Origin of the sequence: Pseudomonas sp. TUM22785 (assembly GCF_028198105.1) — a bacterium.
GTDB lineage: Bacteria > Pseudomonadota > Gammaproteobacteria > Pseudomonadales > Pseudomonadaceae > Metapseudomonas > Metapseudomonas solani.
Map to the genome: position 1 here is coordinate 2,474,229 of NZ_CP116239.1, position 23,530 is coordinate 2,497,758.

The following is a 23,530-nucleotide window of genomic DNA, read 5'->3' on the forward strand; positions in this document are numbered from 1 at the left end:
CCCCCGTTCTACGGGGGCGTTTAGGACTGTACGGAGGTCGATTTGGACAAGAACATGAAAATCCTCATCGTGGACGATTTCTCGACGATGAGACGCATCATCAAGAACCTCCTGCGTGACTTGGGTTTCACCAATACCGCAGAGGCCGATGATGGCACCACCGCTCTACCCATGCTGCACAGTGGCAACTTCGATTTCCTGGTCACCGACTGGAACATGCCGGGCATGACCGGGATCGATCTGTTGCGCGCCGTGCGTGCCGACGAGCGCCTCAAGCACCTGCCGGTGCTGATGGTGACGGCCGAGGCCAAGCGTGACCAGATCATCGAAGCGGCCCAGGCCGGTGTGAACGGCTATGTGGTCAAGCCTTTCACCGCCCAGGTGCTCAAAGAGAAGATCGAGAAGATCTTCGAACGGGTCAACGGCTGATGCCAGTCGCGAGGACGCCATGGACCAAAAAGATTCCCAACCGGGAGACCTTGAGTCGACCCTGAAAAACCATGCGCGCGAGCTGGTCGATACCCTTGAAAAAGGCAATTTCGGCGATGCCGTGCAACTCATCCATGAACTCAACAAAGTCCGTGATCGCGGGCTGTACCAGGAAGTCGGCAAGCTGACGCGCGAGCTGCACACCGCGATCGTCAACTTCCAGATCGACCCGCACCTGCCCCATGCCACCGAGGTTTCGCAGATCGCCGACGCCACGGATCGTCTTTCCTACGTGGTGAAGATGACCGAGAAGGCCGCGAACCGGACCATGGACCTGGTGGAGGAGAGCGCACCGCTGCTCAATGGCCTAGGCGATGAAGCCCAGAGCCTGGGAGAGGAGTGGGGGCGCTTCATGCGTCGGGAAATTGGCGCGGATGCCTTCCGCGACCTGGCCAAGCGCATCGAGACTTTCCTTGCTCGCAGTCAACGCGATACCGAACAGCTTTCGTCGAGGATGAACGACATCCTCCTTGCCCAGGACTATCAGGATCTCACCGGCCAGGTGATCAAGCGCGTCACGCAACTGGTCACCGAGGTCGAGAGCAACCTGGTGAAATTGGTACTGATGGCCAGCGATGTCGATCGCTTCGCTGGTATCCACCACGACCGTGCGGAGATCGTGGCTGAAAAAGAAAAACAAAAAGAGCCTTCCAGGGGTGAAGGTCCGCAGATCAATGCCGATAAGCGTGATGATGTCGTGTCCGGTCAGGTCGATGTCGATGATCTGTTATCCAGCCTTGGATTCTAGGGAGCAACCGAATGAGCTTCGACGCCGATGAAGAAATCCTCCAGGACTTCCTGGTTGAGGCCGGCGAAATATTGGAGCAATTGTCCGAACAGCTGGTCGAGCTCGAGAGCCGTCCGGACGATATGGATCTGCTCAATGCCATTTTCCGCGGCTTCCACACGGTCAAGGGTGGTGCCGGCTTCCTCCAGCTGAATGCGCTGGTGGAGTGCTGCCACATCGCCGAGAACGTCTTCGACATCTTGCGCAAGGGCGAACGCCGTGTGACGGCGGAGCTCATGGACGTGGTCCTGCAAGCGCTGGACACGGTCAACGAGATGTTCAGCCAGGTACGCGAGCGCGCCGAGCCGACGCCGGCCACGCCGGAGCTGCTGGCTGCCCTGGCACGCCTGGCCGAGCCGGGTGGTGACGAGGCGGCTGCCGAACCGGAGTACGAGCCCGAGCCTGAGCCCGTTGCTGAAGCCGAAGCCGCGTCCGGTGATATCACCGACAGCGAGTTCGAACAACTGCTCAACGTGCTCGATGAGCCCGCCGCCGAGTCGAGCGCCAGCGCGGCCTCATCGGCCGCTGCCGGGGCTGACGAAATCAGCGACGACGAGTTCGAAGCGCTGCTCGACCAACTGCACGGCAAGGGCAAGTTCGTGGCCGAGCAGGCCCCTGCTGCGCCTGCCAAGGCTGCCGCCCCGGTGCCTGCGCCTGCGGCACCTGCCGGTGGCGGTGACGAGATCAGCGACGACGAGTTCGAAGCGCTGCTCGACCAGTTGCATGGCAAAGGCAAGTTCGTGGCCGCCGCTGAGGTCGAGGCCCCTGCGGTTGCCGCTCCGGCCGACAAGGCTCCTGCGGCACCTACTGCCGGCGCCGGCGAAAACATCACTGACGACGAATTCGAAGCGCTGCTCGACCAGCTCCACGGCAAGGGCAAGTTCGTTGCCGAAGCCGCGGAGGCAGCCCCTGCCAAACCGGCTGCGCCGGCCAAGCCCGCTGCCGCTCCGGCCGCCAAGCCTGCCGCCGCAAAACCGGCTGCTGCTCCCAAGGCGGCTGAGCCGCCCAAGCCCGCTGCCAAGCCTGCGGCCGCTCCCGCGCCTGCCGCGGGTGGCGATAAGGCCGCGTCCGCCGCCAGCGAGGCCGAGACCACGGTACGCGTCGACACCGCGCGCCTGGACGAGATCATGAACATGGTCGGCGAGCTGGTATTGGTGCGTAACCGCCTTGTGCGCCTGGGCCTCAACAGCGGCGACGAGTCCATGGCCAAGGCCGTGTCCAACCTCGACGTGGTCACCGCCGACCTGCAGACCGCGGTCATGAAGACCCGCATGCAGCCGATCAAGAAGGTCTTCGGCCGCTTCCCGCGCCTGGTCCGCGACCTGGCGCGCAACCTGAAGAAAGAGATCAACCTCGAGCTGGTGGGTGAAGAGACCGACCTCGACAAGAACCTGGTCGAGGCCCTGGCCGACCCGCTGGTCCACCTTGTGCGCAACGCCGTCGACCACGGCGTCGAGACGCCCGAGGAGCGCGAGGCCGCCGGCAAGCCGCGCACCGGCCGCGTGGTGCTCTCCGCCGAACAGGAAGGCGACCACATCCTTCTGATGATCACCGACGACGGCAAGGGGATGGACGCCAATATCCTCCGCGCCAAGGCGGTGGAGAAGGGGCTGCTGGACAAGGACGCCGCCGACCGCTTGACCGATCTCGAGTGCTACAACCTGATCTTCGCCCCGGGCTTCTCGACCAAGACCGAGATTTCCGACGTCTCCGGCCGCGGTGTCGGCATGGACGTGGTGAAGACCAAGATTTCCCAACTCAACGGCACGGTCAACGTGTTCTCGCAGAAGGGGCAGGGCTCGAAGATCGTCATCAAGGTGCCGCTGACCCTGGCGATCATGCCGACCCTGATGGTGATGCTGGGCAACCAGGCCTTCGCCTTCCCGCTGGTCAACGTCAACGAGATCTTCCACCTCGACCTGTCGCGCACCAACGTGGTGGACGGCCAGGAAGTGGTGATCGTGCGCGACAAGGCGCTGCCGCTGTTCTACCTCAAGCGCTGGCTGGTGCGTAACGCGGCCCACGAGGAACAGGGCGAAGGCCATGTGGTGATCCTCTCCGTGGGCACCCAGCGCATCGGCTTCGTGGTGGACCAGCTGGTCGGCCAGGAAGAGGTGGTGATCAAGCCCCTGGGCAAGATGCTCCAGGGCACTCCCGGCATGTCCGGCGCCACCATCACCGGCGATGGACGCATCGCCCTGATTCTCGACGTGCCGAGCATGCTCAAGCGCTACGCGCGCCGCGGTTGATCGTTTAGGCGGCCCTGGCGGGCCGCCTGTTAGGAGTGTTTATGGCAGTCAAGGTTCTGGTGGTTGATGACTCCGGTTTCTTCCGTCGTCGTGTCTCGGAGATTCTGTCCGCCGACCCCAATATCCAGGTGATCGGCACCGCCACCAACGGTCGCGAAGCCATCGATCAGGCGCTGGCGCTCAAGCCGGACGTGATCACCATGGACTACGAGATGCCGATGATGGACGGCATCACCGCGGTGCGGCACATCATGCAGCGCTGCCCGACCCCCGTGCTGATGTTTTCTTCCCTGACCCACGAAGGCGCCCGGGTGACCCTGGACGCCCTCGACGCGGGTGCGGTGGATTTCCTGCCGAAGAACTTCGAGGACATCTCGCGCAACCCCGACAAGGTCAAGCAACTGCTCTGCGAGAAGGTGCACAGCATCGCCCGCAGCAACCGTCGCTACAGCAGCTACAGCCCAGCGCCGGCAGCCCCGGCGTCGGCGCCCAGCCCCGCTGCGCCCACGCCGGCCCCGTCGCGCCCCAGCGCCGGTGCCGCACCTACGCCGGCTTCCAGCTCGGGGGGCTCGTCCAGCCCGGCTCCCAAACGCAAGTCCTACAAGCTGGTGGCCATCGGCACCTCGACCGGCGGCCCGGTGGCCCTGCAGCGGGTGCTGACCCAGCTGCCCGGCAACTTTCCGGCGCCCATCGTCCTGATCCAGCACATGCCGGCCGCCTTCACCAAGGCCTTCGCCGAGCGCCTCGACAAGCTCTGCCGGATTTCCGTCAAGGAAGCCGAGGACGGCGACGTGCTGCGCCCCGGCCTGGCCCTGTTGGCGCCCGGTGGCAAGCAGATGATGGTCGACGGCCGTGGCACCGTGCGCATCCTCCCGGGTGACGAGCGGCTGAACTACAAGCCCTGCGTCGACATCACCTTCGGCTCGGCGGCCAAGGCCTATAACGACAAGGTCCTGGCGGTGGTGCTCACCGGCATGGGCGCCGATGGCCGGGAAGGCGCTCGCCTGCTCAAGCAGGGCGGCAGCCAGGTCTGGGCGCAGGATGAAGCCAGCTGCGTGATCTACGGCATGCCCATGGCCATCGTGAAGGCCAACCTGGCCGACGCCGTCTACGGGCTCGACGATATCGGCAGGCACATAGCCGAGGCGTGCCTGTAATGGAGAACGCGCGTCAATGGATGTACTGAGCGTTGTCGGCGTCATACTCGCACTCGTCGCCATCATCGGCGGCAACTACCTCGAAGGTGGCCACGCGGGGGCGTTGCTCAACGGCCCCGCTGCGCTGATCGTGGTGGGCGGTACCCTCGGGGCTGCGTTCCTGCAGACCCCGATGAGTGTGTTCAAGCGGTCCCTGGTGACCATTCGCTGGATCATCTTCCCCCCGCAGATTGACCTGGCCGGCGGCATCAACCGCGTGGTCGGCTGGAGCATGGCTGCCCGCAAGGAGGGCCTGCTGGGCCTCGAGCCCATCGCCGATTCCGAGCCGGACCCCTACGCCCGCAAGGGCCTGCAGCTGTTGGTGGACGGTGCCGAACCGGAAGCTATCCGCAGCATCCTCGAGGTGGACCTCTACACCCAGGAAGCCCGTGATATCCAGGCCGCCAAGGTGTTCGAAAGCATGGGCGGCTACGCGCCGACCATCGGCATCATCGGTGCGGTAATGGGCCTGATCCATGTCATGGGCAACCTGGCGGACCCCAGCCAGCTGGGCGGTGGCATCGCCGTGGCCTTCGTCGCCACCATCTACGGCGTCGGCTTCGCCAACCTGCTGCTGCTGCCGATCGGTAACAAGCTCAAGTCCATCGCCATGCGCCAGTCGCGCTACCGGGAGATGCTGCTCGAAGGCATCCTCTCCATCGGCGAGGGCGAGAATCCCCGCTCCATCGAGTTGAAGCTGCAAGGCTTCATGGATTGATGGAGGCGACATGGCCCGCAGACGTCATCAGGAAGAACACGAGAATCACGAGCGTTGGCTGGTCTCCTACGCGGACTTCATCACCCTGCTGTTCGCCTTTTTCGTGGTGATGTACTCCATCTCCTCGATCAACGAAGGCAAGTACAAGATCCTCTCGGAGACCCTCACCGGCGTCTTCAGCCAGCCGGATCGTTCGATCAAGCCGATCCCCGTTGGGGATGAGCGCCCGCGTACCACCGAGGCGGACAAGTCCATGACCGACAGCGGCTCCAGTGATACGCCGAGCGCTGCCACTGATCCGCTGCAGGAGATCAGCCAGGACATCAGCGAGGCCTTTGGCGAGCTGATCAAGGACGGGCAGATGACGGTTCGCGGCAATGAGCTGTGGGTGGAGATCGAGCTCAACTCCAGCCTGCTGTTCCCCAGCGGCGACGCGATACCGGCCAACGAAGCCTTCACCCTGATCGAGAAGGTGGCCAAGATCCTGGCGCCCTACGAAAACCCGGTGCACGTAGAAGGTTTCACCGATAACCTGCCGATCAATACGGCGAACTATCCTTCCAACTGGGAGCTGTCTACGGCACGGGCCTCGAGCATCGTGCGCATGCTCTCGATGGATGGCGTGAACCCGGCGCGCCTGGCCGCGGTCGGCTATGGCGAGTTCCAGCCGGTGGCGGACAATGCAACGGCCGAAGGGCGCGGGCGCAACCGGCGCGTGGTATTGGTGGTGTCGCGCAACCTGGACGTGCGTCGAGCGGTCAGTGGCGTAGGCAGCGCCAACGCAAAACCGGATGGCGCCCTGCAGCGTGCTGGCACGCAACCTGCACCAGCGCCAGAAGCGAGGCCCCCAGCAGCGGGGGCCGTCAATTCCCCGTCGCCAGCCCCTGCGGGCGGACAATGATTCTCGGCAAGGCGGCGTTTCTGCCGGGAGGATGAAGACCATGAGAGTTTGGGCGGTAGCCAATCAAAAGGGTGGAGTGGGCAAGACCACCTCGTCGATCGCACTGGCGGGCCTGCTGGCCGATGCCGGCAAGCGCGTGGTCGTGGTCGACCTCGACCCCCACGGTTCCATGACCAGCTACTTCGGGCATGACCCGGACACCCTGGAACACAGCTGCTTCGACCTGTTCCTGCACCAGGGCACGGTACCCGATGGCCTGCCGCGCCAACTGCTGCTGCAGACCAGCCACGAACGCATCTCGCTGCTGCCCTCCAGCACCGCGCTGGCTACCCTGGAGCGCCAGTCGCCCGGGCAGAACGGCCTGGGCCTGGTGATCGCCAAGAGCCTGGCGCAGCTGTGGCAGGAGTTCGACCACGCCATCATCGACAGCCCGCCGCTGCTGGGCGTGCTGATGGTCAACGCCCTGGCCGCCAGCCAGCAGCTGGTGATCCCGGTGCAGACCGAGTTCCTCGCCGTCAAGGGCCTGGAGCGCATGGTCAGCACCCTGGCGATGATCAACCGCTCGCGCAAGCAGGCGTTGCCCTACACCATCGTGCCGACCCTGTTCGACCGCCGTACTCAGGCCTCCCTGAATACCCTGCGGGTGCTGCGCAATTCCTATCCCGAGCACCTATGGCCGGCCTATATTCCGGTGGATACCCGCCTGCGTGATGCCAGCCGCGCCGGGGTCACGCCGTCGCAATACGATTCCAACAGCCGGGGGGTGATCGCTTATCGCGCGCTGCTCAAGCATTTGCTCAGTCAGCAACTGGCCGCCCAGGTAGCCTGAAATGACCGACTATGCTGAACTGCATACCTCAAGTCCTGCGGCCTTGCTGCCGATAGACTCTGGAGTCCACTCCTGCAGGTCCCATCCATGAGCCGTACCGTCGCCACCGCCACAAGGCCGCAGCTGGCCTTGCAGTCCTACCTCGATTCCCTGCTGCAGGAAGCGGCCGTCGAATTCGCCGACAGCATCAGCCTGGACGAGTTCGAGGCTGCCGTGCTGGAGGAACAGGTTCGTGATGCCCGGCTGACCGTCAAGCCGGTGATCGCGGCTGTGCCGGCTCCGGCGCCTGCCCCGATCGCTGCGGCGGTATCGGCGCCTGTGCCCGTGGCCAGGGCGGTGCTGGAGGCCACGCCGCTGCGCACCCTGGTCGCCGCACCGACGGAGTTGCGTACCGAGGTCAAGCCCGTAGCGCCGGTGCCTGTCCCGCCGCCTGCCGCCCCCATCGCCCCTGTGGCGCCGGTCGCCCGCCCGACCCTGGTGGAGCCGGTTGCCGAGCTGAAGACCGCCAACGCGCCGCTGCTGGACAGCGAGCCGGTGGCCTCCGACGGCCGCCCCAGCTGGGCTGAAGAACCCTTCGAGTGCCTGCTGTTCGATGTCGCCGGCCTCACCCTCGCGGTGCCGCTTGTGTGCCTGGGCTCCATCTACCCGCTGGCCGGCCAGGAACTCACGCCGCTGTTCGGCCAGCCCGACTGGTTCCTCGGCATCCTGCCGAGCCAGGGGGGTAACCTGAAGGTGCTCGACACCGCGCGCTGGGTCATGCCGGACCGCTACCGCGATGATTTCCGCGAAGGCTTGCAGTACGTTATCTCGGTCCAGGGGTACGAGTGGGGCCTGGCCGTGCACCAGGTGAGCCGCTCCATCCGCCTGGACCCGAGCGAAATCAAATGGCGCAGCCAGCGCACCCAGCGTCCGTGGCTCGCCGGTACCGTGATCGAACACATGTGCGCGCTGCTGGACGTCGCCGCCCTGGCTGAACTGATCGCCAGTGGTGCCGTCAAGAAGATGTCGCTCAACTGAACACCGGCGCCTCGCGCAAGTGCGGCGCTCCGGATTTGAAACAAGCGGGCAGAACCCGCGAACGCCGCCCCGGGCGGTTCTAGAAGAGGCTAGGGAACATGAAGAAATCGTCAGGGCAAGGTTCCGAAGATCCCATCCTGCAATGGGTGACTTTCCGCCTGGATAACGAGACCTACGGCATCAACGTGATGCAGGTCCAGGAAGTCCTGCGTTACACCGAGATCGCGCCGGTCCCGGGTGCTCCGAGCTATGTGCTGGGCATCATCAACCTGCGCGGTAACGTGGTCACCGTGATCGACACCCGCCAGCGCTTCGGCCTGGATTCGGCGTCGGTCACCGACAACACCCGCATCGTCATCATCGAAGCGGACAAGCAGGTCGTGGGCATCCTCGTCGACAGCGTCGCCGAAGTGGTCTACCTGCGTCAGTCCGAGGTCGAGACCGCGCCCAACGTGGGCAACGAGGAATCGGCCAAGTTCATCCAGGGCGTCTGCAACAAGAACGGCGAGCTGCTGATCCTGGTCGAGCTGGACAAGATGATGAGCGAGGAAGAGTGGTCGGAGCTGGAGAGCATCTGACGTGCTGATCGAGATCGCGCTGCTGGTCCTGGCGGTCGCCTGTGCAGCCCTCGCAGTCACCTGCGTGCGGCTGCAGAAGGGGCAACGCCTGGCGGCCGAGGAGCAGGCCAAGCGCGATGCGGTGCGCGACCAGCGCATCAAGGAACTGGCGCGTCGGCTCGACGCCTACCTCAGCGGTTCCATCCGCATGGGCGAGGAGCTGCACGAGCTGCGCCGCGTGGTGGCGCCGCTGCCGGACAAGGTCAGCCAGATCGAGCAGCGTGACCCCAGCAGCCTGTCCTTCACCCAGGCCGCGCGCCTTGCCGGCATGGGTGCCAGCGTCGATGACCTGACCCATTCCTGTGGCCTGACCCAGGCCGAGGCCGAGCTGGTCAGCAAGCTGCAATTGGCCCGCAAGCAGAAACAAGGCTGAACCCCGCTTTAACTCCCTCCTGCTCTAACGAACGCGCCCGCTCTGAACCAATAGTTCCAAGGCCGGCTCCCCTCGCTGCCTAAGCTCAAGACTCGGGTCCCGACTCCGCGAGCGCCGCCATGCGTGTTCTGTCCTTCCTGCTGCTTTGCGTTCTGCCCCTGGCCCAGGCCGAGGAGGCGCCCCTGCGCGTCAAGGGCGCGACTACGGTCAACGTGCTCCAGGCCAAGCGGCTGTATGACTACGGTGCGCTGTTCATCGATGTGCGGCCTTCGGCGGAATGGAGCTGGGGCCATGTGCACGGGGCGGTGCACCTCGACCTGGCCGACCGCTTCGCCGGGCTGGCCATGCCCCACTGGCCCCGGCATGTGCCCCTGGTCATCTACTGCGACAGCGACGTCTGCCCCCGTGGCGCATTGGCGGCGCAGCTCGCCGTGAGCTGGGGCTACAAGCAGGTGTTCTACTTCCGCGAGGGCTATTTCGCCTGGCAGTTGCTGGACTTCCCCCTGGGCAAGGGGGTGGAAGGCGAGGTGCTGGCCCTCAGCCCCTAGGGCCGCCCAGCAGCGGTACCGGTGGGGTGACGTCGCGTTCGCCGTCGGCGACGAAACCGGCGGGGCACTTGCCCTTGAGGTACCAGGCGAAGGCGATGATTTCGGCGAGGGTGCGATACAGCGCCTCGGGAATCGCCTCGCCCAACTCCATGCGCGCCAGCAGGCGCACCAGTTCGGCGTTCTCGTAGATCGGCACTTCGTATTCGCGGGCGATGGCGAGAATCGCTTCCGCCAGCTCGTCGTCGCCCTTGGCGGTGAGGCTTGGGGCGGAGACACCGTCATAGGACAGGGCGATGGCCTGGCGCGGCTGCTTGGCCTGGGTCATTGCGGGTTGCTCCGGGGGCGCGGGAAGGAGAGGGGGCTCATGCGGTTTCGTCCACCCAGCGCTGTTGCAGGTTGGTACGCGGGCCTTGCGGCGGTACGCCCTGGCGGCAGGCCAGCTCGCTGACTTCGAGGCCGGCGGAAACCAGGCGCTCGCACAGGTTGGGCAACTCGCCGTCGATCAGACTGGCGGTGCGGGCCCGCTCGGCCCAGAGCTGGCTGGAGATGGCGCCGCGCAGCAGTTGCGCCTGCACCTGCAGCGGCCCCAGCGGCTCCATGTCGAATGCCAGCTCGATGCGCCACAGGGTGTCCTTCTGTTCTTCCTTGCTGCGTTTCTGCGGGCTTTGCTCCTGCTGCACCTTGACCTGCAGGGGCACGATGTCCTGGTTGTTGCGCATGGGCAGTTCCAGCTGCCAGGTGGTCAGCAAGTTGCCCTCGGGGGTCATCTGCGATTGGGCCAGGCTCGACAGCTGGTGGGTCTGCAGGCGCGAGACCGCAGCGGCGGCCATCTTCAGCAGCAGCTCCAGGTCACCTTCGCCTTCGGCCTGCTGTGCCAGGCGCGAGGGCAGGGGAAAGCTCAGTGCCTGCTGGCGGGCGCTGGCCTGGCCGAGGGAACCCAGGGCGCTGCGGATGAAGGCCGGCAAGGCTTGGGCCATGGCGTTGCTGGCGCCGGCGGTAGGCAGTGCGGCCGGGCCATTGGGCAGGTTGGGCAGCAACTGGGCGATCAGGCGCAGCAGGTTGCCCTTGATGTCCTGGCCCAGTGCGGCGCCGTGGCCGGCCAGCAGCCGGGCTTCCAGCAGCGCGCCGCTGTTCTCCATGGCCTTGGCCAGGAGCTTGGAGTCACTGAGCTGGGCCGCGTCGGGCAAGCTGTTCAGCAGGCGGTCGACGGTGCCGCGGAGGTTGCTCGGCAGCTCGTCGCCCATGCCCTTCAAGGCTTGTACCAGGCCTTCCAGGGAGCCCTGGCGGCTTTGCTGGTTGGCCAGTTGCTGGGTCAGGGCGAGCTGGTCGAACTGGGCGGAGAGGGGGAGGAACTGCAGCGACTGGCTGCTCTGCACCTGGGCACTCAGCAGGCTGCCGAGGGGCAATGGCAGCGGGCCTTCCACCGCCATCTGGCGGCCGGCCAGGGGGGTGTTGATCAGGTTGATCAGCGAGCGATAGACCGTGGCGCGCGCTTCGGCCAGTTGCTCGCTGGAAACCACCTTGCCCTGCACCAGGGTGCCCACCGGCAGCTGGTCGAGGTCGATGCTGTTCAGCGCTGCGGTGCCGCCGGGTTGCAGGGCCACCATCAGCTTGGTTTCCGAGACGGCGGTGACGTTGATCAGGCTGCCCTGGGCCAGGGGGCGGTTGCTGCTGGCTTCCACCGTGGTTTGCTGGCCGCCGTTGAGCGTGAGCTTGAGCAACACCTGGAAGCTGTTCTGTGCAGACTCCTTGACGCTCACCACTTCCGCGTCTGCGCTTTCCCCCGCCGAGAGCAGGCCGTTGATCGGTTGCAGCAGCTTGACGGCGGCTTCCGCGACCGTTTGCACGGGGCGGCTGGCCGGTGGTGTGGCGCTGATGGGGCGCGAGGTGCTGATCTCGGTCATCAAAGGGTTACAACCTGTTGAAAGCCCCCTTCGGGGGCCGTGGATGACATGTATAATGCCGCCCCGTCCGGGCCGGGCGCTGTTTTGCGCGTACCTGAGTATAGCGGCCGGCACCTCCATGACTTGAGTTCCCCCCAGGGTATCCGTTGCCGTGACCAGTCCTTATCTCGAGACCCACGATCTCGCCTGCGAGCGCGACTGGCGCATGCTGTTCGAGCGGCTCGACCTGCGCCTCGGCCATGGCGAGATGCTGCAGGTGGCCGGCCCCAACGGCAGCGGCAAGACCAGCCTGCTGCGCCTGCTCTGCGGGCTGATGCAACCCACCGCCGGCGAAGTACGGCTGAAGGGCGTTGCCCTGGCCGGGCAGCGCGGTGAACTGGCCCGCGAACTGCTCTGGATCGGTCACGCCGCCGGCATCAAGGGGCTGCTCAGCCCCGAAGAGAACCTCGCCTGGCTCTGTGCCCTGCACCAGCCGGCCAGCCGCGATGCCATCTGGCAGGCGCTGGAAGCGGTGGGCTTGCGCGGCTTCGAAGATGTGCCCTGCCATACCCTGTCCGCCGGCCAGCAGCGCCGCGTGGCCCTGGCGCGCCTCTACCTCGATGCGCCGCCGCTGTGGATCCTCGACGAACCCTTCACCGCCCTCGACAAGCAGGGCGTGGCGCAACTGGAAGAGCACCTGGCGCAGCACTGCGATAACGGCGGCCTGGTGGTGTTCACCACCCACCACAGCATGAGCCGCGTTCCTGCCGGCTACCGCGAACTCGACCTGGGGCGACGCGCCGCATGATCCGTGTATTCAGCCTGGTCGTGGCCCGTGAGGCGCGTCTGCTGTTCCGCCGACCGGCGGAGCTGGCCAACCCCCTGGTGTTCTTCGCTATCGTCATCGCTCTGTTCCCCTTGGCCGTCGGCCCGGAGACGCAATTGTTGCAAAGCCTTTCTCCGGGGCTGGTCTGGGTGGCGGCCCTATTGGCCGTCCTGCTCTCGCTGGACGGGCTTTTCCGCAGTGATTTCGAAGATGGCTCGCTTGAACAGTGGGTCGTTTCGCCGCACCCCCTGCCGCTTCTGGTTTTGGCCAAGGTGCTGGCACACTGGCTTTTTTCCGGGCTGGCATTGGTACTGCTGGCGCCCCTGCTGGCGCTGATGCTGGGCCTGCCAGCGCGCTGCCTGCCGGTGCTGCTCGGCTCGCTGCTGCTGGGAACGCCGGTGCTGAGCCTGCTCGGCGCCGTCGGTGCGGCCCTGACCGTGGGCCTCAAGCGCGGCGGGCTGTTGCTGGCGCTATTGATTCTGCCGCTGTACATCCCGGTGCTGATTCTTGGCAGCGGGGCGATGCAAGCGGCCCTGCAAGGACTGCCTGCAGTCGGCCACCTGTTGTGGCTGGCCTGCCTCACCGCCCTGGCGGTGACCCTGACTCCCTTTGCCATAGCCGCCGGCCTGACCATCAGCGTCGGCGAATAAGAAACAGAGTTGCCTGATCATGAGAAAGCTGTTGAAAAACGTAGCGAGCACAGCCGAGACAAGGCGAAAGCAGGCGAGGGCGCGGAGTTTAGTCGCCCTAAATGAGCAGCCCGAGCCTGCTTTCAACGCCGTATCGGCAAGTGCAGTAGTTTTGAGGCAGCTTTCATGAACTGGACCTGGTTCCACAAGCTGGGCTCGCCCAAATGGTTCTACGAGATCAGCGGCCGCTGGCTGCCCTGGTTCGCCTGGGCGGCGGGCATCCTGATCACCGCCGGCCTGGTCTGGGGCCTCGCCTTCGCGCCGCCGGACTACCAGCAGGGCAACAGCTTCCGCATCATCTACATCCACGTGCCGGCCGCCTTCCTGGCGCAGTCCTGCTACGTGATGCTGGCGGTGTGCGGCGTGGTCGGGCTGGTGTGGAAGATGAAGCTCGCCGACGTCGCCTTGCAGGCCGCCGCCCCCATCGGCGCCTGGATGACCGCCATCGCGCTGCTTACCGGTGCCATCTGGGGCCGTCCGACCTGGGGCGCCTGGTGGGTCTGGGATGCCCGACTGACGTCGATGCTCATCCTCCTTTTCCTCTACTTCGGTGTCATTGCCCTGGGCCAGGCGATCAGCAATCGTGACAGCGCCGCCAAGGCCTGTTCGGTGCTGGCCATCGTCGGCGTGATCAACATCCCGATCATCAAGTACTCGGTGGAGTGGTGGAACACCCTGCACCAGCCGGCGACCTTCACCGTCACCGAGAAGCCGGCCATGCCCGCCGAGATGTGGGTGCCGCTGCTGATCATGGTGCTGGGCTTCTACTGCTTCTTCGCCGCGGTCCTGATGATGCGCATGCGCCTCGACGTGCTGCGCCGCGAGGCGCGGGCCGGCTGGGTCAAGGCCGAGGTCAAGGCACTGGTGGAGAAGGCATCGTGAATTTCGCGTCGTTCGGTGAGTTCATCGCCATGGGCCATCACGGCCTCTATGTCTGGAGCGCTTACGGCATCAGCCTGGCCATCCTGATTCTCAACGTCGCGCTGCCGCTGCTGGCGCGCCGTCGCTACCTGCAAGACGAGGCGCGTCGTTTGCGCCGGGAGGAGTCGAAGTGAATCCGATCCGCAAGAAGCGCCTGTTCATCATCCTGGCCATCCTGGCCGGTGTGGGAATCGCCGTGGCGCTGGCGTTGTCGGCGCTGCAACAGAACATCAACCTGTTCTACACCCCCACGCAGATCGCCAACGGCGAAGCGCCCAAGGACACCCGCATCCGCGCGGGCGGCATGGTCCGCGACGGCTCGGTGCAGCGCTCGCAGGACTCCCTCGAGGTGCAGTTCGTGGTCACCGACTTCGCCAAGGACGTGACCATCCGCTACCACGGCATCCTTCCGGACCTGTTCCGCGAAGGGCAGGGCATCGTCGCCCTGGGCAAGTTGGACGCCGACGGCGTGCTGGTGGCCGATGAAGTGCTGGCCAAGCACGACGAGAAGTACATGCCGCCGGAAGTGACCAAGGCGCTGAAAGAAAGCGGCCAGATGGCCCCCGCGAAGAAAGAGGGCTGACCCATGATTCCCGAACTCGGCCACCTGGCCCTGATCCTCGCCCTGTGCATGGCTGCCGTGCAGGCAACCCTGCCGCTGATCGGCGCCTGGCGCGGCGACCGCCAATGGATGAGCCTGGCCCAGCCAGCGGCCTGGGGGCAGTTCGCCTTCCTCGCCTTCGCTTTCGGCTGCCTCACCTACGCCTTCATGGTCGATGACTTCTCCGTCTCCTATGTGGCCAGCAACTCCAACAGTGCGCTGCCCTGGTACTACAAGTTCAGCGCCGTATGGGGCGCCCACGAGGGCTCGCTGCTGCTCTGGGCGCTGATCCTCGGTGGCTGGACCTTCGCCGTGTCGGTGTTCTCCCGCCAACTGCCGGAGGTGATGCTGGCCCGCGTGCTCGCGGTGATGGGGATCATCAGCATCGGCTTCCTGTCGTTCCTGATCATCACGTCCAACCCCTTCAATCGCCTGCTGCCGAACATGCCGGCCGACGGCAATGACCTCAACCCGCTGCTCCAAGACTTCGGCCTGATCGTCCACCCGCCGATGCTCTACATGGGCTACGTGGGCTTCTCGGTGGCCTTCGCCTTCGCCATCGCCGCGCTGCTGGGCGGTCGCCTCGACGCTGCCTGGGCCCGCTGGTCGCGCCCCTGGACCATCGTCGCCTGGGCCTTCCTCACCGTCGGCATCGTGCTGGGCTCCTGGTGGGCCTACTACGAGCTCGGCTGGGGTGGCTGGTGGTTCTGGGACCCGGTGGAAAACGCCTCCTTCATGCCCTGGCTGGTGGGCACCGCGCTGATCCACTCCCTGGCGGTGACCGAGAAGCGCGGCGTGTTCAAGAGCTGGACGGTGCTGCTGGCCATCGCCGCCTTCTCCCTCAGCCTGCTGGGCACCTTCCTGGTCCGTTCCGGGGTGCTCACCTCGGTGCATGCCTTCGCTTCGGACCCGGAGCGTGGGGTGTTCATCCTGATCTTCCTGCTGATGGTGGTGGGCGGTTCGCTGACCCTGTTCGCCGTCCGCGCGCCGGTGGTCAAGAGCCAGGTGGGCTTTGCCCTCTGGTCCCGCGAGACCCTGCTGCTGGTGAACAACCTGGTGCTGGTGGTGGCCGCTTCGATGATCCTCCTCGGCACCCTCTACCCGCTGGTGCTGGACGCCATCTCCGGCGCCAAGCTGTCGGTGGGGCCGCCGTACTTCAATGCCCTGTTCGTGCCGCTGATGGCGCTGCTGATGCTGGTGATGGCCGTGGGCGTGCTGGTGCGCTGGAAGGACACCCCGCTGAAGTGGCTGCTGGGCATGCTCGGCCCGGTGCTGCTCGCCAGCCTGGTGCTCGGCGTGGTGGCTGCGTACGTCTACGGCGACTTCCACTGGGCGGTGCTGGCGGTGTGCTGCCTGTCCGCCTGGGTGGTACTGGCTGGTGTGCGTGATCTGCTCGACAAGACCCGCCACAAGGGCCTGCTCAAGGGTTCCCGCAGCCTGACCCGCAGCTACTGGGGCATGCAGCTTGCCCACCTCGGCATCGCCGTGTGTGCACTGGGTGTGGTGCTTTCCAGCCAGTACAGTGCCGAGCGCGACCTGCGCCTGGAGCCGGGCGAGTCCATGGAGCTGGCCGGCTACCGCTTCGTGTTCGAGGGCGCTGCCCACCACGAAGGCCCCAACTTCACCTCCGACAAGGGCACCGTGCGCGTGCTCGACGGTGACCGCGAGATCGCCGTGCTGCACCCGGAGAAGCGCCTGTACACCGTGCAGCAATCGATGATGACCGAGGCCGGCATCGATGCCGGCCTCACCCGCGACCTCTACGTGGCCCTGGGCGAGCCCCTGGGCGATGGCGCCTGGGCCGTGCGCGTGCACGTCAAACCCTTCGTCCGCTGGATCTGGTTCGGTGGCCTGCTGATGGGCCTCGGCGGGGTGCTGGCGGCGTTCGACCCGCGTTACCGGGTCAAGGTGAAGACCCGCGTGCGTGATGCGCTGGGCATGGCTGGAGCACAAGCATGAAGCGCCTGATCCTGTTGCTGCCCCTGGCGATCTTCCTGGGTGTGGCGGTGTTCCTCTACCGCGGGCTGTTCCTCGACCCCGCCGAGCTGCCCTCGGCGCTGATCGACAAGCCGTTCCCAGCGTTCTCCCTGCAGTCCGTGGACGGTTCGCGCAGCCTCACCGAGGCCGACCTCAAGGGCAAGCCGGCGCTGGTCAACGTCTGGGGCACCTGGTGCATTTCCTGCCGGGTCGAGCACCCGGTGCTGAACAAGCTGTCGCAGATGGGCGTGGTGATCCACGGCGTCAACTACAAGGACGACAACGCCGCTGCGCTGAAATGGCTGAAGGAGTTCCATAACCCCTACCAGCTGGACATCCGCGACGAGAAGGGCAGCCTCGGGCTGGACCTGGGCGTCTATGGCGCCCCCGAGACCTTCCTGATCGACAAGAACGGCATCATCCGCCACAAGTTCGTCGGCGTGATCGACGAGGTCGTCTGGCGCGAGCAACTGGCGCCGCTGTACCAGGCCCTGGTCGACGAGGCCGGTCAATGAAGCGCCTGATCGCCGCCCTGGCCCTCGGCCTCGCCCTCACCGGCGTGGCCCGCGCGGCCATCGACACCTACGAGTTCAAGGACGAGGCCGAGCGCGAGCGCTTCCGTGTGCTCACCGAAGAACTGCGTTGCCCCAAGTGCCAGAACCAGAACATCGCTGACTCCAACGCCCCCATTGCCACCGACCTGCGTCGCGAGATCTTCCGCATGCTGGAAGAGGGCAAGGGTGACGACGAGATCGTCGACTTCCTGGTGGCCCGCTATGGCGACTTCGTGCGCTACAAGCCGCCGGTCAACGGCCGCACCCTGCTGCTCTGGTACGGCCCGGCGGGCCTGCTGGTGGGTGGCCTGCTGGTGCTCGGGGTGATCGTGCTGCGTCGCCGTCGCGTGGAGAACGCGCCGGGTGATGCACTGCTTACCAGCGATGAGCGCGCCCGTCTGGATGCGCTGCTCAATCAAGAGACTCAGGACAAGAACCACTGATGATCGATTTCTGGCTCGCCGCCGGCCTGCTTCTGCTGGTCGCGCTCGCATTCCTGCTGATCCCCGTGCTGCGTGGCCGCAAGGCCCAGGCCGAAGAGGACCGCACCGCACTCAACGTCGCCCTGTACCAGGAGCGCCTGGCCGAACTCCAGGGCCAGCGCGCCGCCGGCACCCTGACCGAAGCACAACTCGAAGCGGGCCGCGCCGAAGCCGCCCGTGAGCTGCTGGCCGACACCGAAGGCGCCGACCTGGGTCGCACCTCGCGCCTGGGCAAGGCCTTGCCGCTGGCCGCCGCACTGGCGGTGCCGCTGCTGGGCATCGGCCTGTACCTGCACTGGGGCGCCAGCGACAAGGTGGAGCTGGCCCGCGAAATGCGCGAGCAGCCGCAGACCATCGAAGAGATGACCACGCGCCTGGAGAAGGTCGTCAAGGCCCAGCCGGATTCCGCCGAGGGCTGGTACTTCCTCGGCCGCACCTACATGGCCCAGCAGCGCGTCGCCGATGCCGCCAAGGCCTATGAGCGTGCCGTGGAGATCGCCGGCCGCCAGCCCGAGCTGCTGGGGCAATGGGCGCAGGCACTGTATTTCGCCAGCGACAAGCGCTTCACCCCCGAGGTGCAGGCACTGACCGAGGAGGCCCTGAAGGCCGACGCCAACGAAGTCACCAGCCTTGGCCTGCTGGGCATCGCCGGTTTCGAGGATGGCCGCTTCACCGACGCCATCGGCTACTGGGAGCGCCTGATCGCCGTGCTGCCGCAGGACGACCCGTCCCGCGCGGCGCTGCAGGGCGGCATCGACCGGGCCCGCGAGAAGCTCGCCGAGAAGGGTGAAGCCCAGCCCGAGCCGGAGACCTTCACCAAGTCCATGCCGCAGCTGAAGGTCCGTGTGGACCTGGCCGCCGCGCTCAAGGACAAGGTGCAGCCGGACGACGCGGTGTTCATCTTCGCCCGCGCCGCCGAAGGCCCGCCCATGCCGCTGGCGGTGAAACGCCTGACGGTGAAGGAACTGCCGGCCGAGGTGTTGCTCAGTGACGCCGACGCGATGATGCCGCAGCTGAAGATTTCCAACTTCGCGCAGGTGCAACTGGTGGCGCGCATCTCCCGCGAGGGCAATGCCAAGGCGGGCGAATGGATCGGACGCAGCGCGCCGTTGTCTAGTGCTGTACAGGAGCAGCAGCGCCTGACCATCGACAGCCCGGACCAGCCCTGATCCACAGACCGACGAGCATGCAGCCATGAATTCGACCCTTCGACTTTCCCTTGTCTGCCTGCTCCTCGGCCTTGCCGGTTGCTCCCTGCAACCGCCGGCCCCCGATCGCGGCGGCAGTGGGGGTACGCCCCAGCAGCTGCCGCCGCCCGGCCAGCAGAACCGCCCGCCGCTGACGCCCTCCCAGCCGCTGCCGCCCAAGGTCACGCGGATGAAGTCCCACCCGCGCTACGCACCGCCGCCCGGCGCAGCCTGCTACTGGGATACTGCCCTGGGCGTCTATGTGCTCGAAGGCCAGCAGGACCTCTACTACCGCGAGCGCACCTACTACCGCTGGAACCAGGGCTGGACCTGGTCCAACAGCCCCACGGGCCCCTGGCAGCCGACCGACTCCAGCGGCGTGCCCGCCGGCCTGGGCCGTCGCCATCCCTGAGCCCATGACCGCGCGCCCAGACACGCGGTCATGACCATCCGACCACTGTCCTTCCGCCGCATGGACAGCTCCTGGCCCGTTGTGTACTGTGCTGGCGTTCTGCCATTTGGAGCACAAGGATGTTCGCTCGTCTTGCCTTGGTCATCCTGACCCTTCTCGCCACCTCCGCTGCGTTCGCCCAGGTCTACCAGTGGCGCGACGAGCAGGGGAAGGTGCATTTCACCGACACCCCGCCCCCTGAAAGCCGCAATGTCACCGAGCAGAAGCTGCAGGTGAACACCATCCAGGGGCTGGACGACTCTGAGGTCCAGCGCACCTCGTCCCGCAAGATGTTCGAGGACGACGAGGAAGAGCTGAACCCCGGCCAGCTGCACCAGAAGGGCATGGTGCAGTGTGCCGCCGCCATCCGCCGCATGCCGTCCTTGATCACCGAGACGCAGAAGATCGGCCGTGAGGCGGTGCGCCAGAAGCGCGCCACCCAGGCGCAGCTGGATGACGCCATGTACAAGATGGACACCGCCTACAAGGAAATGAAACGCAACGAGAAGGCCTGCGCGAGCGACTATGCGAAGGGTGGCACCGCGCGCTTGGCGGTGAACTGCCTGGCCGATACCGACGACGTGATGACCTTCGGCCTGTGCATGAAGTTCGGCGAGTGGGCGAGCACCTTCGGGCAGTGATGCCGATTGCCCCAGCCTGACCCGCAATGAAAAACGGCGACCCGAGGGTCGCCGTTTTCGTGTCTGTCGCCTGCCTTACTGGCCGGTGTAGACCTGGTCGAATACGCCACCGTCGTTGAAGTGGGTCTTCTGCACGTCACGCCAGTTGCCGAAGGTCTTCTCCACGGAGAGGAACTCCACCTTGGGGAAGCGATCAGCGAACTTGGCGAGGATCTCCGGGTTGCGCGGGCGCAGGTAGTTGTTGCCGGCGATGGTCTGGCCTTCGTCGCTCCACAGGTACTTGAGGTACGCCTCGGCGGCCTCGCGAGTGCCTTTCTTGTCCACCACCTTGTCGACCACGGCCACGGGCGGCTCGGCTTCGGCGGAGACGCTCGGGTAGACCACTTCGAAGCCGCCACGGCCGAACTCGCGGGCGATCATCTCGGCTTCGTTCTCGAAGGTCACCAGTACGTCGCCGATCTGGTTCTGGATGAAGGTGGTGGTGGCGGCGCGACCACCGGTGTCCAGGACCGGGGCCTGCTTGAACAGCTTGCCGACGAATTCCTTGGCCTTGTTCTCGTCACCGCCGTTCTTCAGCACGTAGCCCCAGGCGGAGAGGTAGGTGTAGCGGCCGTTACCCGAGGTCTTGGGGTTGGGCACGACGACTTGCACGCCGTCCTTGAGCAGGTCCGGCCAGTCTTTCAGGCCCTTGGGGTTGCCCTTGCGCACGATGAACACGGTGGCGGAGGTGAAGGGTGCACTGTTGTTCGGCAGGCGCTCGGCCCAGTTCTGCGGCACCAGGCCGCCGTTGTCGGCCAGGGCGTTGATGTCGGTGGCCTGGTTCATGGTGATGACGTCGGCGGGCAGCCCGTCGATCACCGCACGGGCCTGCTTGCTGGAGCCGCCGTGGGACATCTGCAGGGTGATGTTCTCGCCTTTCTCCTGCTGCCAGTGCTTCTGGAAGGCGGTGTTGTAGTCCTTGTAGAAGTCGCGCATCACGTCGTAGGAGACGTTGAGCAGGGTGGGGGCGGCCTGGGCCGCGCTGGCCAGTGCCAGGCCCGCTGCCAGCAGCGAAGCGGAGAACAGACGTTTCACGGATCGTTCCTTCTAGGGAGTGAGAGCAAGGGAATATAGCGGTGTGCCATATATTCTTTTAAATACTGAAAACGAATTTGCTTATTCTCAGGCCAATGCTTGCAGCGCGCCAAGCAGATTCGCGCGTGCCGGCTGCTCCCAGCGCTGCGCCAGCGGTGTCTTGTGGTAGAGGCGGGGCATGTCCAGCAACTGCTTCAGCAGCTTACTGCGGGCTGCGCGGAACAGTGGCTCGGGCACCCATTCGTACTCGGCGCGCACGGCCTTTTCATAGGCGTCGTACTGGGCGGGCGGTGCGGCGAGGATCGACAGGTCCAGGTCCACCACCAGCTCGGCATCCCCGGCGCGCGGCGGCTCCATGTGGCGGGTGGCGAGGATCAGCCCGCGCAGCGCTTCGCCATGGTCGCCGAGCCCGGCTTCCAGCAGCCAGATGACCGTCTGCTCGGCGCTGGCGGCCTCGTTGTCCTGGCGCTGCGGGTCGTACACCAGGTCATGGGTCCAGAGCGCCAGCTCGACCCGGTCGGGGTGGTCGGCCAGGTGGCTCCACTCGTCGAAATGGCCCAGGCATGCGGCGATGTGGGCGGTGCTGTGGTACTGGCGCTGGGGCGTGCCATAGGCCGCCTGCAGGTGCTCGAAGCTGCCTTCGGGAGCCGGGGCGCCCAGGCGTAGCCAGAGGGCGTCCCAACGTGCCTGATCAAGTTGCTTCATGTTCGCCTCCTCGGGGGAAGAGCGGGTTGCCGCAGCGGCTGCAGAAGCTCGCGGCGGATTCGTGGCTGCGTTTGCGGCAGGTGGGGCATTCCTGGTCCAGCTGCCCTTCCTGGCGCATGGCGTTGGCCAGTTCGGCGCTGAAGATACCCGTGGGCACGGCGATGATCGAGTAGCCGGTGATCATCACCAGGCTCGCCACCGCCTGGCCCAGCGCCGTTTTCGGGGTGATGTCGCCAAAGCCGACCGTGGTCAGGGTGACCACCGCCCAGTAGATGCTGGTGGGGATGCTGGTGAAGCCGTTCTCCGGCCCTTCGATCACGTACATCAGTGCGCCGAAGACCACCACTAGGGTGGAGACGCTAAGCAGGAACACCACGATCTTCTGGCGGCTGCTGCGCAGCGCGCTGACCAGGAAGTTCGCCTGCACCAGGTAGTGGCGCAGCTTGAAGATGCGGAACACCCGCACCAGGCGCAGGGCGCGGATGATCAGCAGGTACTGGGCGTCCGCGTAGAAGAGCGCGACCACGCCGGGGATGATGGCCATCAGGTCTACCAGGCCGAAGAAGCTGAAGGCGTAGCGCAGCGGCTTCGGCGAGCTGTACAGGCGCAGCAGGTACTCCGCCGCGAACAGCCCGGTGATGACCCATTCGAGGCCGGACAGCAATCCGGCATGACGGGTGTGAATGTGCTCGACGCTGTCCAGCAGCACGATCACCAGGCTGGCCAGGATCAGCCAGATGAGCCAGGTGTCGAAGCGCCGCCCGGCCGGGGTATCGGCCTGGAAGATGATGCTGTGCAGGCGCGCGCGCCTGCTGTTTGCCTCGGTCATGGAGTCCTCCTCAGGAGACGAACCTTAGCAGAGCCGAAGCCGCCCGCTGCCCCTCAGTGGCGCAGGCGGGTAGGGCGCGGCCCGGTGCCGTTCTGGCGCAGCAGGCGACCACCGGCGATCACCAGCCAGCAGGCGAGGATGAAGGGCGCCGTCATGGCGGGCAGCTGGAAGGCGGCGAAGCCCGGCTGCAGCAGTACACCGAGGGCGACGCCGATGACGACCACCGGCAGGCTGGCGAGGCGCTTGCCCAGGGTGATGCCGATGAGCACGCCGTTGAGGCTGAACAGTCCGGCCAGCAGGGCGTCGGTTGGCAGCTGCAGCCAGAGGCCGAGGGCCAGCGACAGCGCGCTGCCGAACAGGGCCCAGAGCGCCACCCGCCAGGAGGCCAGCAGCAACCCGAGGAACACGCAAGCCCCGGCCAGCGGGTCGGCGAGGAAGATCACCTGGCCGAAGCCGCGCAGCAGGGCGAGGGCCAGGCCGGCGGCATCGGCGTCGAGAATGGTCGCCGGCGGGGTTGGCAGGGCGGTCAGCTGCAGTCCATGGGCCAGCCACAGCAGCACCCAGCCGAAGCCGACGAAGGGGCTGGTGAAGGCGGGCAGCCACTCGCGTTCCCGGGCGTTGCGCAACAGGCGGTGCAGCAGCAGGGTGGAAAGGCCGGCGCAGCAGATGATCAGCAGCGGCAGGTGCAGCGTCCAGGCGAAGCGCGTGCACAGCAGCATGCCCAGCAGCACGCCGTTGTAGCCATAAAGGCCGGCCTCCACGTCGTCACGCGGGTAGCCTCGGCGCAGGGCGGTGAGCCAGCTGGCGAAGCCGCCGAGCAGTGCACCACCGAGCAGGTCCGGCGCGCCGATGGCGATGGCGCAGAGCAGGAGGATGCCGCAGCCGGGGTGGCGCTGCAGGAAGATCTGGCTGAAACCGTTGAGCTGGGCGCTGGCCCAGGAACGGGCATCACAAGGCAGAGAAAGGTGTCGCATGGCAGTGGCCGG

28 protein-coding genes are annotated in these 23,530 nt (G+C 66.1%); 22 read left to right on the top strand and 6 right to left on the bottom strand.

From position 1 onward, the window contains the following. Positions 1-54: 54 nt before the first annotated feature. The 11 genes from PI990_RS11515 (at position 55) to PI990_RS11565 (ending at position 9,724) form a co-directional block, all read left to right on the top strand. Complete coding sequence (locus PI990_RS11515; RefSeq protein ID WP_003083073.1) at positions 55-429, top strand: chemotaxis response regulator CheY; 375 nt, start codon at positions 55-57, stop codon at positions 427-429. Positions 430-448: 19 nt separating this feature from the next. Beyond that, a complete protein-coding gene (locus PI990_RS11520) occupies positions 449-1,237 on the top strand; it encodes a protein phosphatase CheZ (RefSeq protein WP_021220574.1) in 789 nt (262 codons plus the stop codon). A gap of 11 nt (positions 1,238-1,248) precedes the next feature. Next, positions 1,249-3,525, top strand: a complete 2,277-nt coding sequence (locus PI990_RS11525) for a chemotaxis protein CheA (protein ID WP_271660681.1) — start codon at positions 1,249-1,251, stop codon at positions 3,523-3,525. Positions 3,526-3,566: 41 nt separating this feature from the next. Next, positions 3,567-4,682 (top strand): protein-glutamate methylesterase/protein-glutamine glutaminase, encoded by a 1,116-nt coding sequence (locus PI990_RS11530; RefSeq protein ID WP_271660682.1) that lies wholly within the window; start codon positions 3,567-3,569, stop codon positions 4,680-4,682. Positions 4,683-4,698: 16 nt separating this feature from the next. Next, positions 4,699-5,439: a flagellar motor protein gene (locus PI990_RS11535; protein WP_021220571.1), complete on the top strand. Its 741-nt coding sequence runs from the start codon at positions 4,699-4,701 to the stop codon at positions 5,437-5,439. Positions 5,440-5,449: 10 nt separating this feature from the next. After that, positions 5,450-6,340 (top strand): flagellar motor protein MotD, encoded by an 891-nt coding sequence (motD, locus tag PI990_RS11540; protein WP_265168134.1) that lies wholly within the window; start codon positions 5,450-5,452, stop codon positions 6,338-6,340. A 40-nt stretch (positions 6,341-6,380) separates the two neighbouring features. Next, positions 6,381-7,169, top strand: coding sequence for a ParA family protein (locus PI990_RS11545; RefSeq protein ID WP_031288163.1), 789 nt, complete (start codon positions 6,381-6,383; stop codon positions 7,167-7,169). Between the two features lie 87 nt (positions 7,170-7,256). Next, positions 7,257-8,186 carry a CheW domain-containing protein gene (locus tag PI990_RS11550; protein WP_271660683.1) on the top strand — a complete coding sequence of 310 codons (930 nt, stop codon included), beginning with the start codon at positions 7,257-7,259 and terminating at the stop codon, positions 8,184-8,186. A 98-nt stretch (positions 8,187-8,284) separates the two neighbouring features. Beyond that, the gene (locus PI990_RS11555) at positions 8,285-8,764 is read left to right on the top strand and encodes a chemotaxis protein CheW (RefSeq protein WP_021220567.1); all 480 of its coding nucleotides are present in this window, start codon (positions 8,285-8,287) and stop codon (positions 8,762-8,764) included. 4 nt (positions 8,765-8,768) lie between these two features. Continuing rightward, complete coding sequence (locus tag PI990_RS11560; protein WP_169708443.1) at positions 8,769-9,176, top strand: DUF2802 domain-containing protein; 408 nt, start codon at positions 8,769-8,771, stop codon at positions 9,174-9,176. Between the two features lie 119 nt (positions 9,177-9,295). Next, positions 9,296-9,724, top strand: a complete 429-nt coding sequence (locus PI990_RS11565; RefSeq protein ID WP_021220565.1) for a rhodanese-like domain-containing protein — start codon at positions 9,296-9,298, stop codon at positions 9,722-9,724. On the opposite strand, the gene PI990_RS11570 is transcribed toward PI990_RS11565, so the two are convergent. Both PI990_RS11570 and fliK read right to left on the bottom strand, forming a co-directional pair. Beyond that, complete coding sequence (locus PI990_RS11570; RefSeq protein WP_021220564.1) at positions 9,714-10,049, bottom strand: EscU/YscU/HrcU family type III secretion system export apparatus switch protein; 336 nt, start codon at positions 10,047-10,049, stop codon at positions 9,714-9,716. The genes PI990_RS11565 and PI990_RS11570 overlap by 11 nt on opposite strands. Before the next feature lie 37 nt (positions 10,050-10,086). Beyond that, positions 10,087-11,628, bottom strand: a complete 1,542-nt coding sequence (gene fliK, locus PI990_RS11575) for a flagellar hook-length control protein FliK (protein WP_271660684.1) — start codon at positions 11,626-11,628, stop codon at positions 10,087-10,089. 205 nt (positions 11,629-11,833) lie between these two features. On the opposite strand from fliK, the gene ccmA reads away from it, so the two are divergent. The 11 genes from ccmA to PI990_RS11630 all read left to right on the top strand — a co-directional run bounded on the left by ccmA (position 11,834) and on the right by PI990_RS11630 (position 19,936). Next, on the top strand, positions 11,834-12,415 hold the full coding sequence (ccmA, locus tag PI990_RS11580) for a cytochrome c biogenesis heme-transporting ATPase CcmA (protein WP_021220562.1): 582 nt from the start codon (positions 11,834-11,836) through the stop codon (positions 12,413-12,415). Continuing rightward, on the top strand, positions 12,412-13,083 hold the full coding sequence (gene ccmB, locus PI990_RS11585; RefSeq protein WP_021220561.1) for a heme exporter protein CcmB: 672 nt from the start codon (positions 12,412-12,414) through the stop codon (positions 13,081-13,083). Before ccmA ends, ccmB begins: the two co-directional genes overlap by 4 nt. Positions 13,084-13,248: 165 nt before the next feature. Continuing rightward, positions 13,249-14,004 carry a heme ABC transporter permease gene (locus tag PI990_RS11590; RefSeq protein WP_271660685.1) on the top strand — a complete coding sequence of 252 codons (756 nt, stop codon included), beginning with the start codon at positions 13,249-13,251 and terminating at the stop codon, positions 14,002-14,004. Further along, a complete protein-coding gene (gene ccmD / locus PI990_RS11595) occupies positions 14,001-14,177 on the top strand; it encodes a heme exporter protein CcmD (RefSeq protein ID WP_043245772.1) in 177 nt (58 codons plus the stop codon). The genes PI990_RS11590 and ccmD overlap by 4 nt, the downstream gene beginning before the upstream one ends. After that, the gene (gene ccmE, locus PI990_RS11600) at positions 14,174-14,626 is read left to right on the top strand and encodes a cytochrome c maturation protein CcmE (RefSeq protein WP_021220558.1); all 453 of its coding nucleotides are present in this window, start codon (positions 14,174-14,176) and stop codon (positions 14,624-14,626) included. Before ccmD ends, ccmE begins: the two co-directional genes overlap by 4 nt. Positions 14,627-14,629: 3 nt before the next feature. Then, a complete protein-coding gene (locus tag PI990_RS11605; RefSeq protein ID WP_021220557.1) occupies positions 14,630-16,603 on the top strand; it encodes a heme lyase CcmF/NrfE family subunit in 1,974 nt (657 codons plus the stop codon). Next, positions 16,600-17,136 carry a DsbE family thiol:disulfide interchange protein gene (locus PI990_RS11610; protein ID WP_043245771.1) on the top strand — a complete coding sequence of 179 codons (537 nt, stop codon included), beginning with the start codon at positions 16,600-16,602 and terminating at the stop codon, positions 17,134-17,136. Before PI990_RS11605 ends, PI990_RS11610 begins: the two co-directional genes overlap by 4 nt. Beyond that, positions 17,133-17,618 (top strand): cytochrome c-type biogenesis protein, encoded by a 486-nt coding sequence (locus PI990_RS11615; RefSeq protein ID WP_043245770.1) that lies wholly within the window; start codon positions 17,133-17,135, stop codon positions 17,616-17,618. The genes PI990_RS11610 and PI990_RS11615 overlap by 4 nt, the downstream gene beginning before the upstream one ends. Next, complete coding sequence (ccmI, locus tag PI990_RS11620) at positions 17,618-18,826, top strand: c-type cytochrome biogenesis protein CcmI (RefSeq protein WP_184488905.1); 1,209 nt, start codon at positions 17,618-17,620, stop codon at positions 18,824-18,826. Before PI990_RS11615 ends, ccmI begins: the two co-directional genes overlap by 1 nt. A gap of 25 nt (positions 18,827-18,851) precedes the next feature. Next, positions 18,852-19,256, top strand: a complete 405-nt coding sequence (locus PI990_RS11625; protein ID WP_021220553.1) for a hypothetical protein — start codon at positions 18,852-18,854, stop codon at positions 19,254-19,256. A gap of 119 nt (positions 19,257-19,375) precedes the next feature. Then, positions 19,376-19,936, top strand: a complete 561-nt coding sequence (locus PI990_RS11630; protein ID WP_021220552.1) for a DUF4124 domain-containing protein — start codon at positions 19,376-19,378, stop codon at positions 19,934-19,936. Between the two features lie 75 nt (positions 19,937-20,011). Here PI990_RS11630 and PI990_RS11635 read toward each other — a convergent pair whose 3' ends face one another. The 4 genes from PI990_RS11635 to PI990_RS11650 all read right to left on the bottom strand — a co-directional run bounded on the left by PI990_RS11635 (position 20,012) and on the right by PI990_RS11650 (position 23,518). Further along, positions 20,012-21,010, bottom strand: a complete 999-nt coding sequence (locus tag PI990_RS11635) for a sulfate ABC transporter substrate-binding protein (protein ID WP_021220551.1) — start codon at positions 21,008-21,010, stop codon at positions 20,012-20,014. 87 nt (positions 21,011-21,097) lie between these two features. After that, positions 21,098-21,715 carry an HD domain-containing protein gene (locus PI990_RS11640; RefSeq protein ID WP_271660686.1) on the bottom strand — a complete coding sequence of 206 codons (618 nt, stop codon included), beginning with the start codon at positions 21,713-21,715 and terminating at the stop codon, positions 21,098-21,100. Then, complete coding sequence (locus PI990_RS11645; protein WP_271660687.1) at positions 21,702-22,544, bottom strand: ion transporter; 843 nt, start codon at positions 22,542-22,544, stop codon at positions 21,702-21,704. Before PI990_RS11645 ends, PI990_RS11640 begins: the two co-directional genes overlap by 14 nt. Positions 22,545-22,597: 53 nt before the next feature. Then, positions 22,598-23,518 (bottom strand): urea transporter, encoded by a 921-nt coding sequence (locus tag PI990_RS11650; RefSeq protein WP_043245765.1) that lies wholly within the window; start codon positions 23,516-23,518, stop codon positions 22,598-22,600. Positions 23,519-23,530: the final 12 nt, after the last annotated feature.

What these genes read in the sequence shown, in the direction of transcription:
- PI990_RS11530 (WP_271660682.1), top strand. Translation starts at nt 3,567, where the DNA reads ATGGCAGTCAAGGTTCTGGTGGTTGATGACTCCGGTTTCTTCCGTCGT.
- PI990_RS11550 (WP_271660683.1), top strand. Translation starts at nt 7,257, where the DNA reads ATGAGCCGTACCGTCGCCACCGCCACAAGGCCGCAGCTGGCCTTGCAG.
- PI990_RS11630 (WP_021220552.1), top strand. Translation starts at nt 19,376, where the DNA reads ATGTTCGCTCGTCTTGCCTTGGTCATCCTGACCCTTCTCGCCACCTCC.
- PI990_RS11650 (WP_043245765.1), bottom strand. Translation starts at nt 23,518, where the DNA reads ATGCGACACCTTTCTCTGCCTTGTGATGCCCGTTCCTGGGCCAGCGCC.
- ccmA (WP_021220562.1), top strand. Translation starts at nt 11,834, where the DNA reads ATGCTGTTCGAGCGGCTCGACCTGCGCCTCGGCCATGGCGAGATGCTG.
- fliK (WP_271660684.1), bottom strand. Translation starts at nt 11,628, where the DNA reads ATGACCGAGATCAGCACCTCGCGCCCCATCAGCGCCACACCACCGGCC.
- PI990_RS11515 (WP_003083073.1), top strand. Translation starts at nt 55, where the DNA reads ATGAAAATCCTCATCGTGGACGATTTCTCGACGATGAGACGCATCATC.
- PI990_RS11565 (WP_021220565.1), top strand. Translation starts at nt 9,296, where the DNA reads ATGCGTGTTCTGTCCTTCCTGCTGCTTTGCGTTCTGCCCCTGGCCCAG.
- motD (WP_265168134.1), top strand. Translation starts at nt 5,450, where the DNA reads ATGGCCCGCAGACGTCATCAGGAAGAACACGAGAATCACGAGCGTTGG.
- PI990_RS11525 (WP_271660681.1), top strand. Translation starts at nt 1,249, where the DNA reads ATGAGCTTCGACGCCGATGAAGAAATCCTCCAGGACTTCCTGGTTGAG.
- PI990_RS11625 (WP_021220553.1), top strand. Translation starts at nt 18,852, where the DNA reads ATGAATTCGACCCTTCGACTTTCCCTTGTCTGCCTGCTCCTCGGCCTT.
- PI990_RS11570 (WP_021220564.1), bottom strand. Translation starts at nt 10,049, where the DNA reads ATGACCCAGGCCAAGCAGCCGCGCCAGGCCATCGCCCTGTCCTATGAC.
- PI990_RS11645 (WP_271660687.1), bottom strand. Translation starts at nt 22,544, where the DNA reads ATGACCGAGGCAAACAGCAGGCGCGCGCGCCTGCACAGCATCATCTTC.
- PI990_RS11640 (WP_271660686.1), bottom strand. Translation starts at nt 21,715, where the DNA reads ATGAAGCAACTTGATCAGGCACGTTGGGACGCCCTCTGGCTACGCCTG.
- PI990_RS11555 (WP_021220567.1), top strand. Translation starts at nt 8,285, where the DNA reads ATGAAGAAATCGTCAGGGCAAGGTTCCGAAGATCCCATCCTGCAATGG.
- PI990_RS11520 (WP_021220574.1), top strand. Translation starts at nt 449, where the DNA reads ATGGACCAAAAAGATTCCCAACCGGGAGACCTTGAGTCGACCCTGAAA.
- PI990_RS11605 (WP_021220557.1), top strand. Translation starts at nt 14,630, where the DNA reads ATGATTCCCGAACTCGGCCACCTGGCCCTGATCCTCGCCCTGTGCATG.
- PI990_RS11535 (WP_021220571.1), top strand. Translation starts at nt 4,699, where the DNA reads ATGGATGTACTGAGCGTTGTCGGCGTCATACTCGCACTCGTCGCCATC.
- PI990_RS11615 (WP_043245770.1), top strand. Translation starts at nt 17,133, where the DNA reads ATGAAGCGCCTGATCGCCGCCCTGGCCCTCGGCCTCGCCCTCACCGGC.
- PI990_RS11545 (WP_031288163.1), top strand. Translation starts at nt 6,381, where the DNA reads ATGAGAGTTTGGGCGGTAGCCAATCAAAAGGGTGGAGTGGGCAAGACC.
- PI990_RS11590 (WP_271660685.1), top strand. Translation starts at nt 13,249, where the DNA reads ATGAACTGGACCTGGTTCCACAAGCTGGGCTCGCCCAAATGGTTCTAC.
- PI990_RS11610 (WP_043245771.1), top strand. Translation starts at nt 16,600, where the DNA reads ATGAAGCGCCTGATCCTGTTGCTGCCCCTGGCGATCTTCCTGGGTGTG.
- ccmB (WP_021220561.1), top strand. Translation starts at nt 12,412, where the DNA reads ATGATCCGTGTATTCAGCCTGGTCGTGGCCCGTGAGGCGCGTCTGCTG.
- ccmI (WP_184488905.1), top strand. Translation starts at nt 17,618, where the DNA reads ATGATCGATTTCTGGCTCGCCGCCGGCCTGCTTCTGCTGGTCGCGCTC.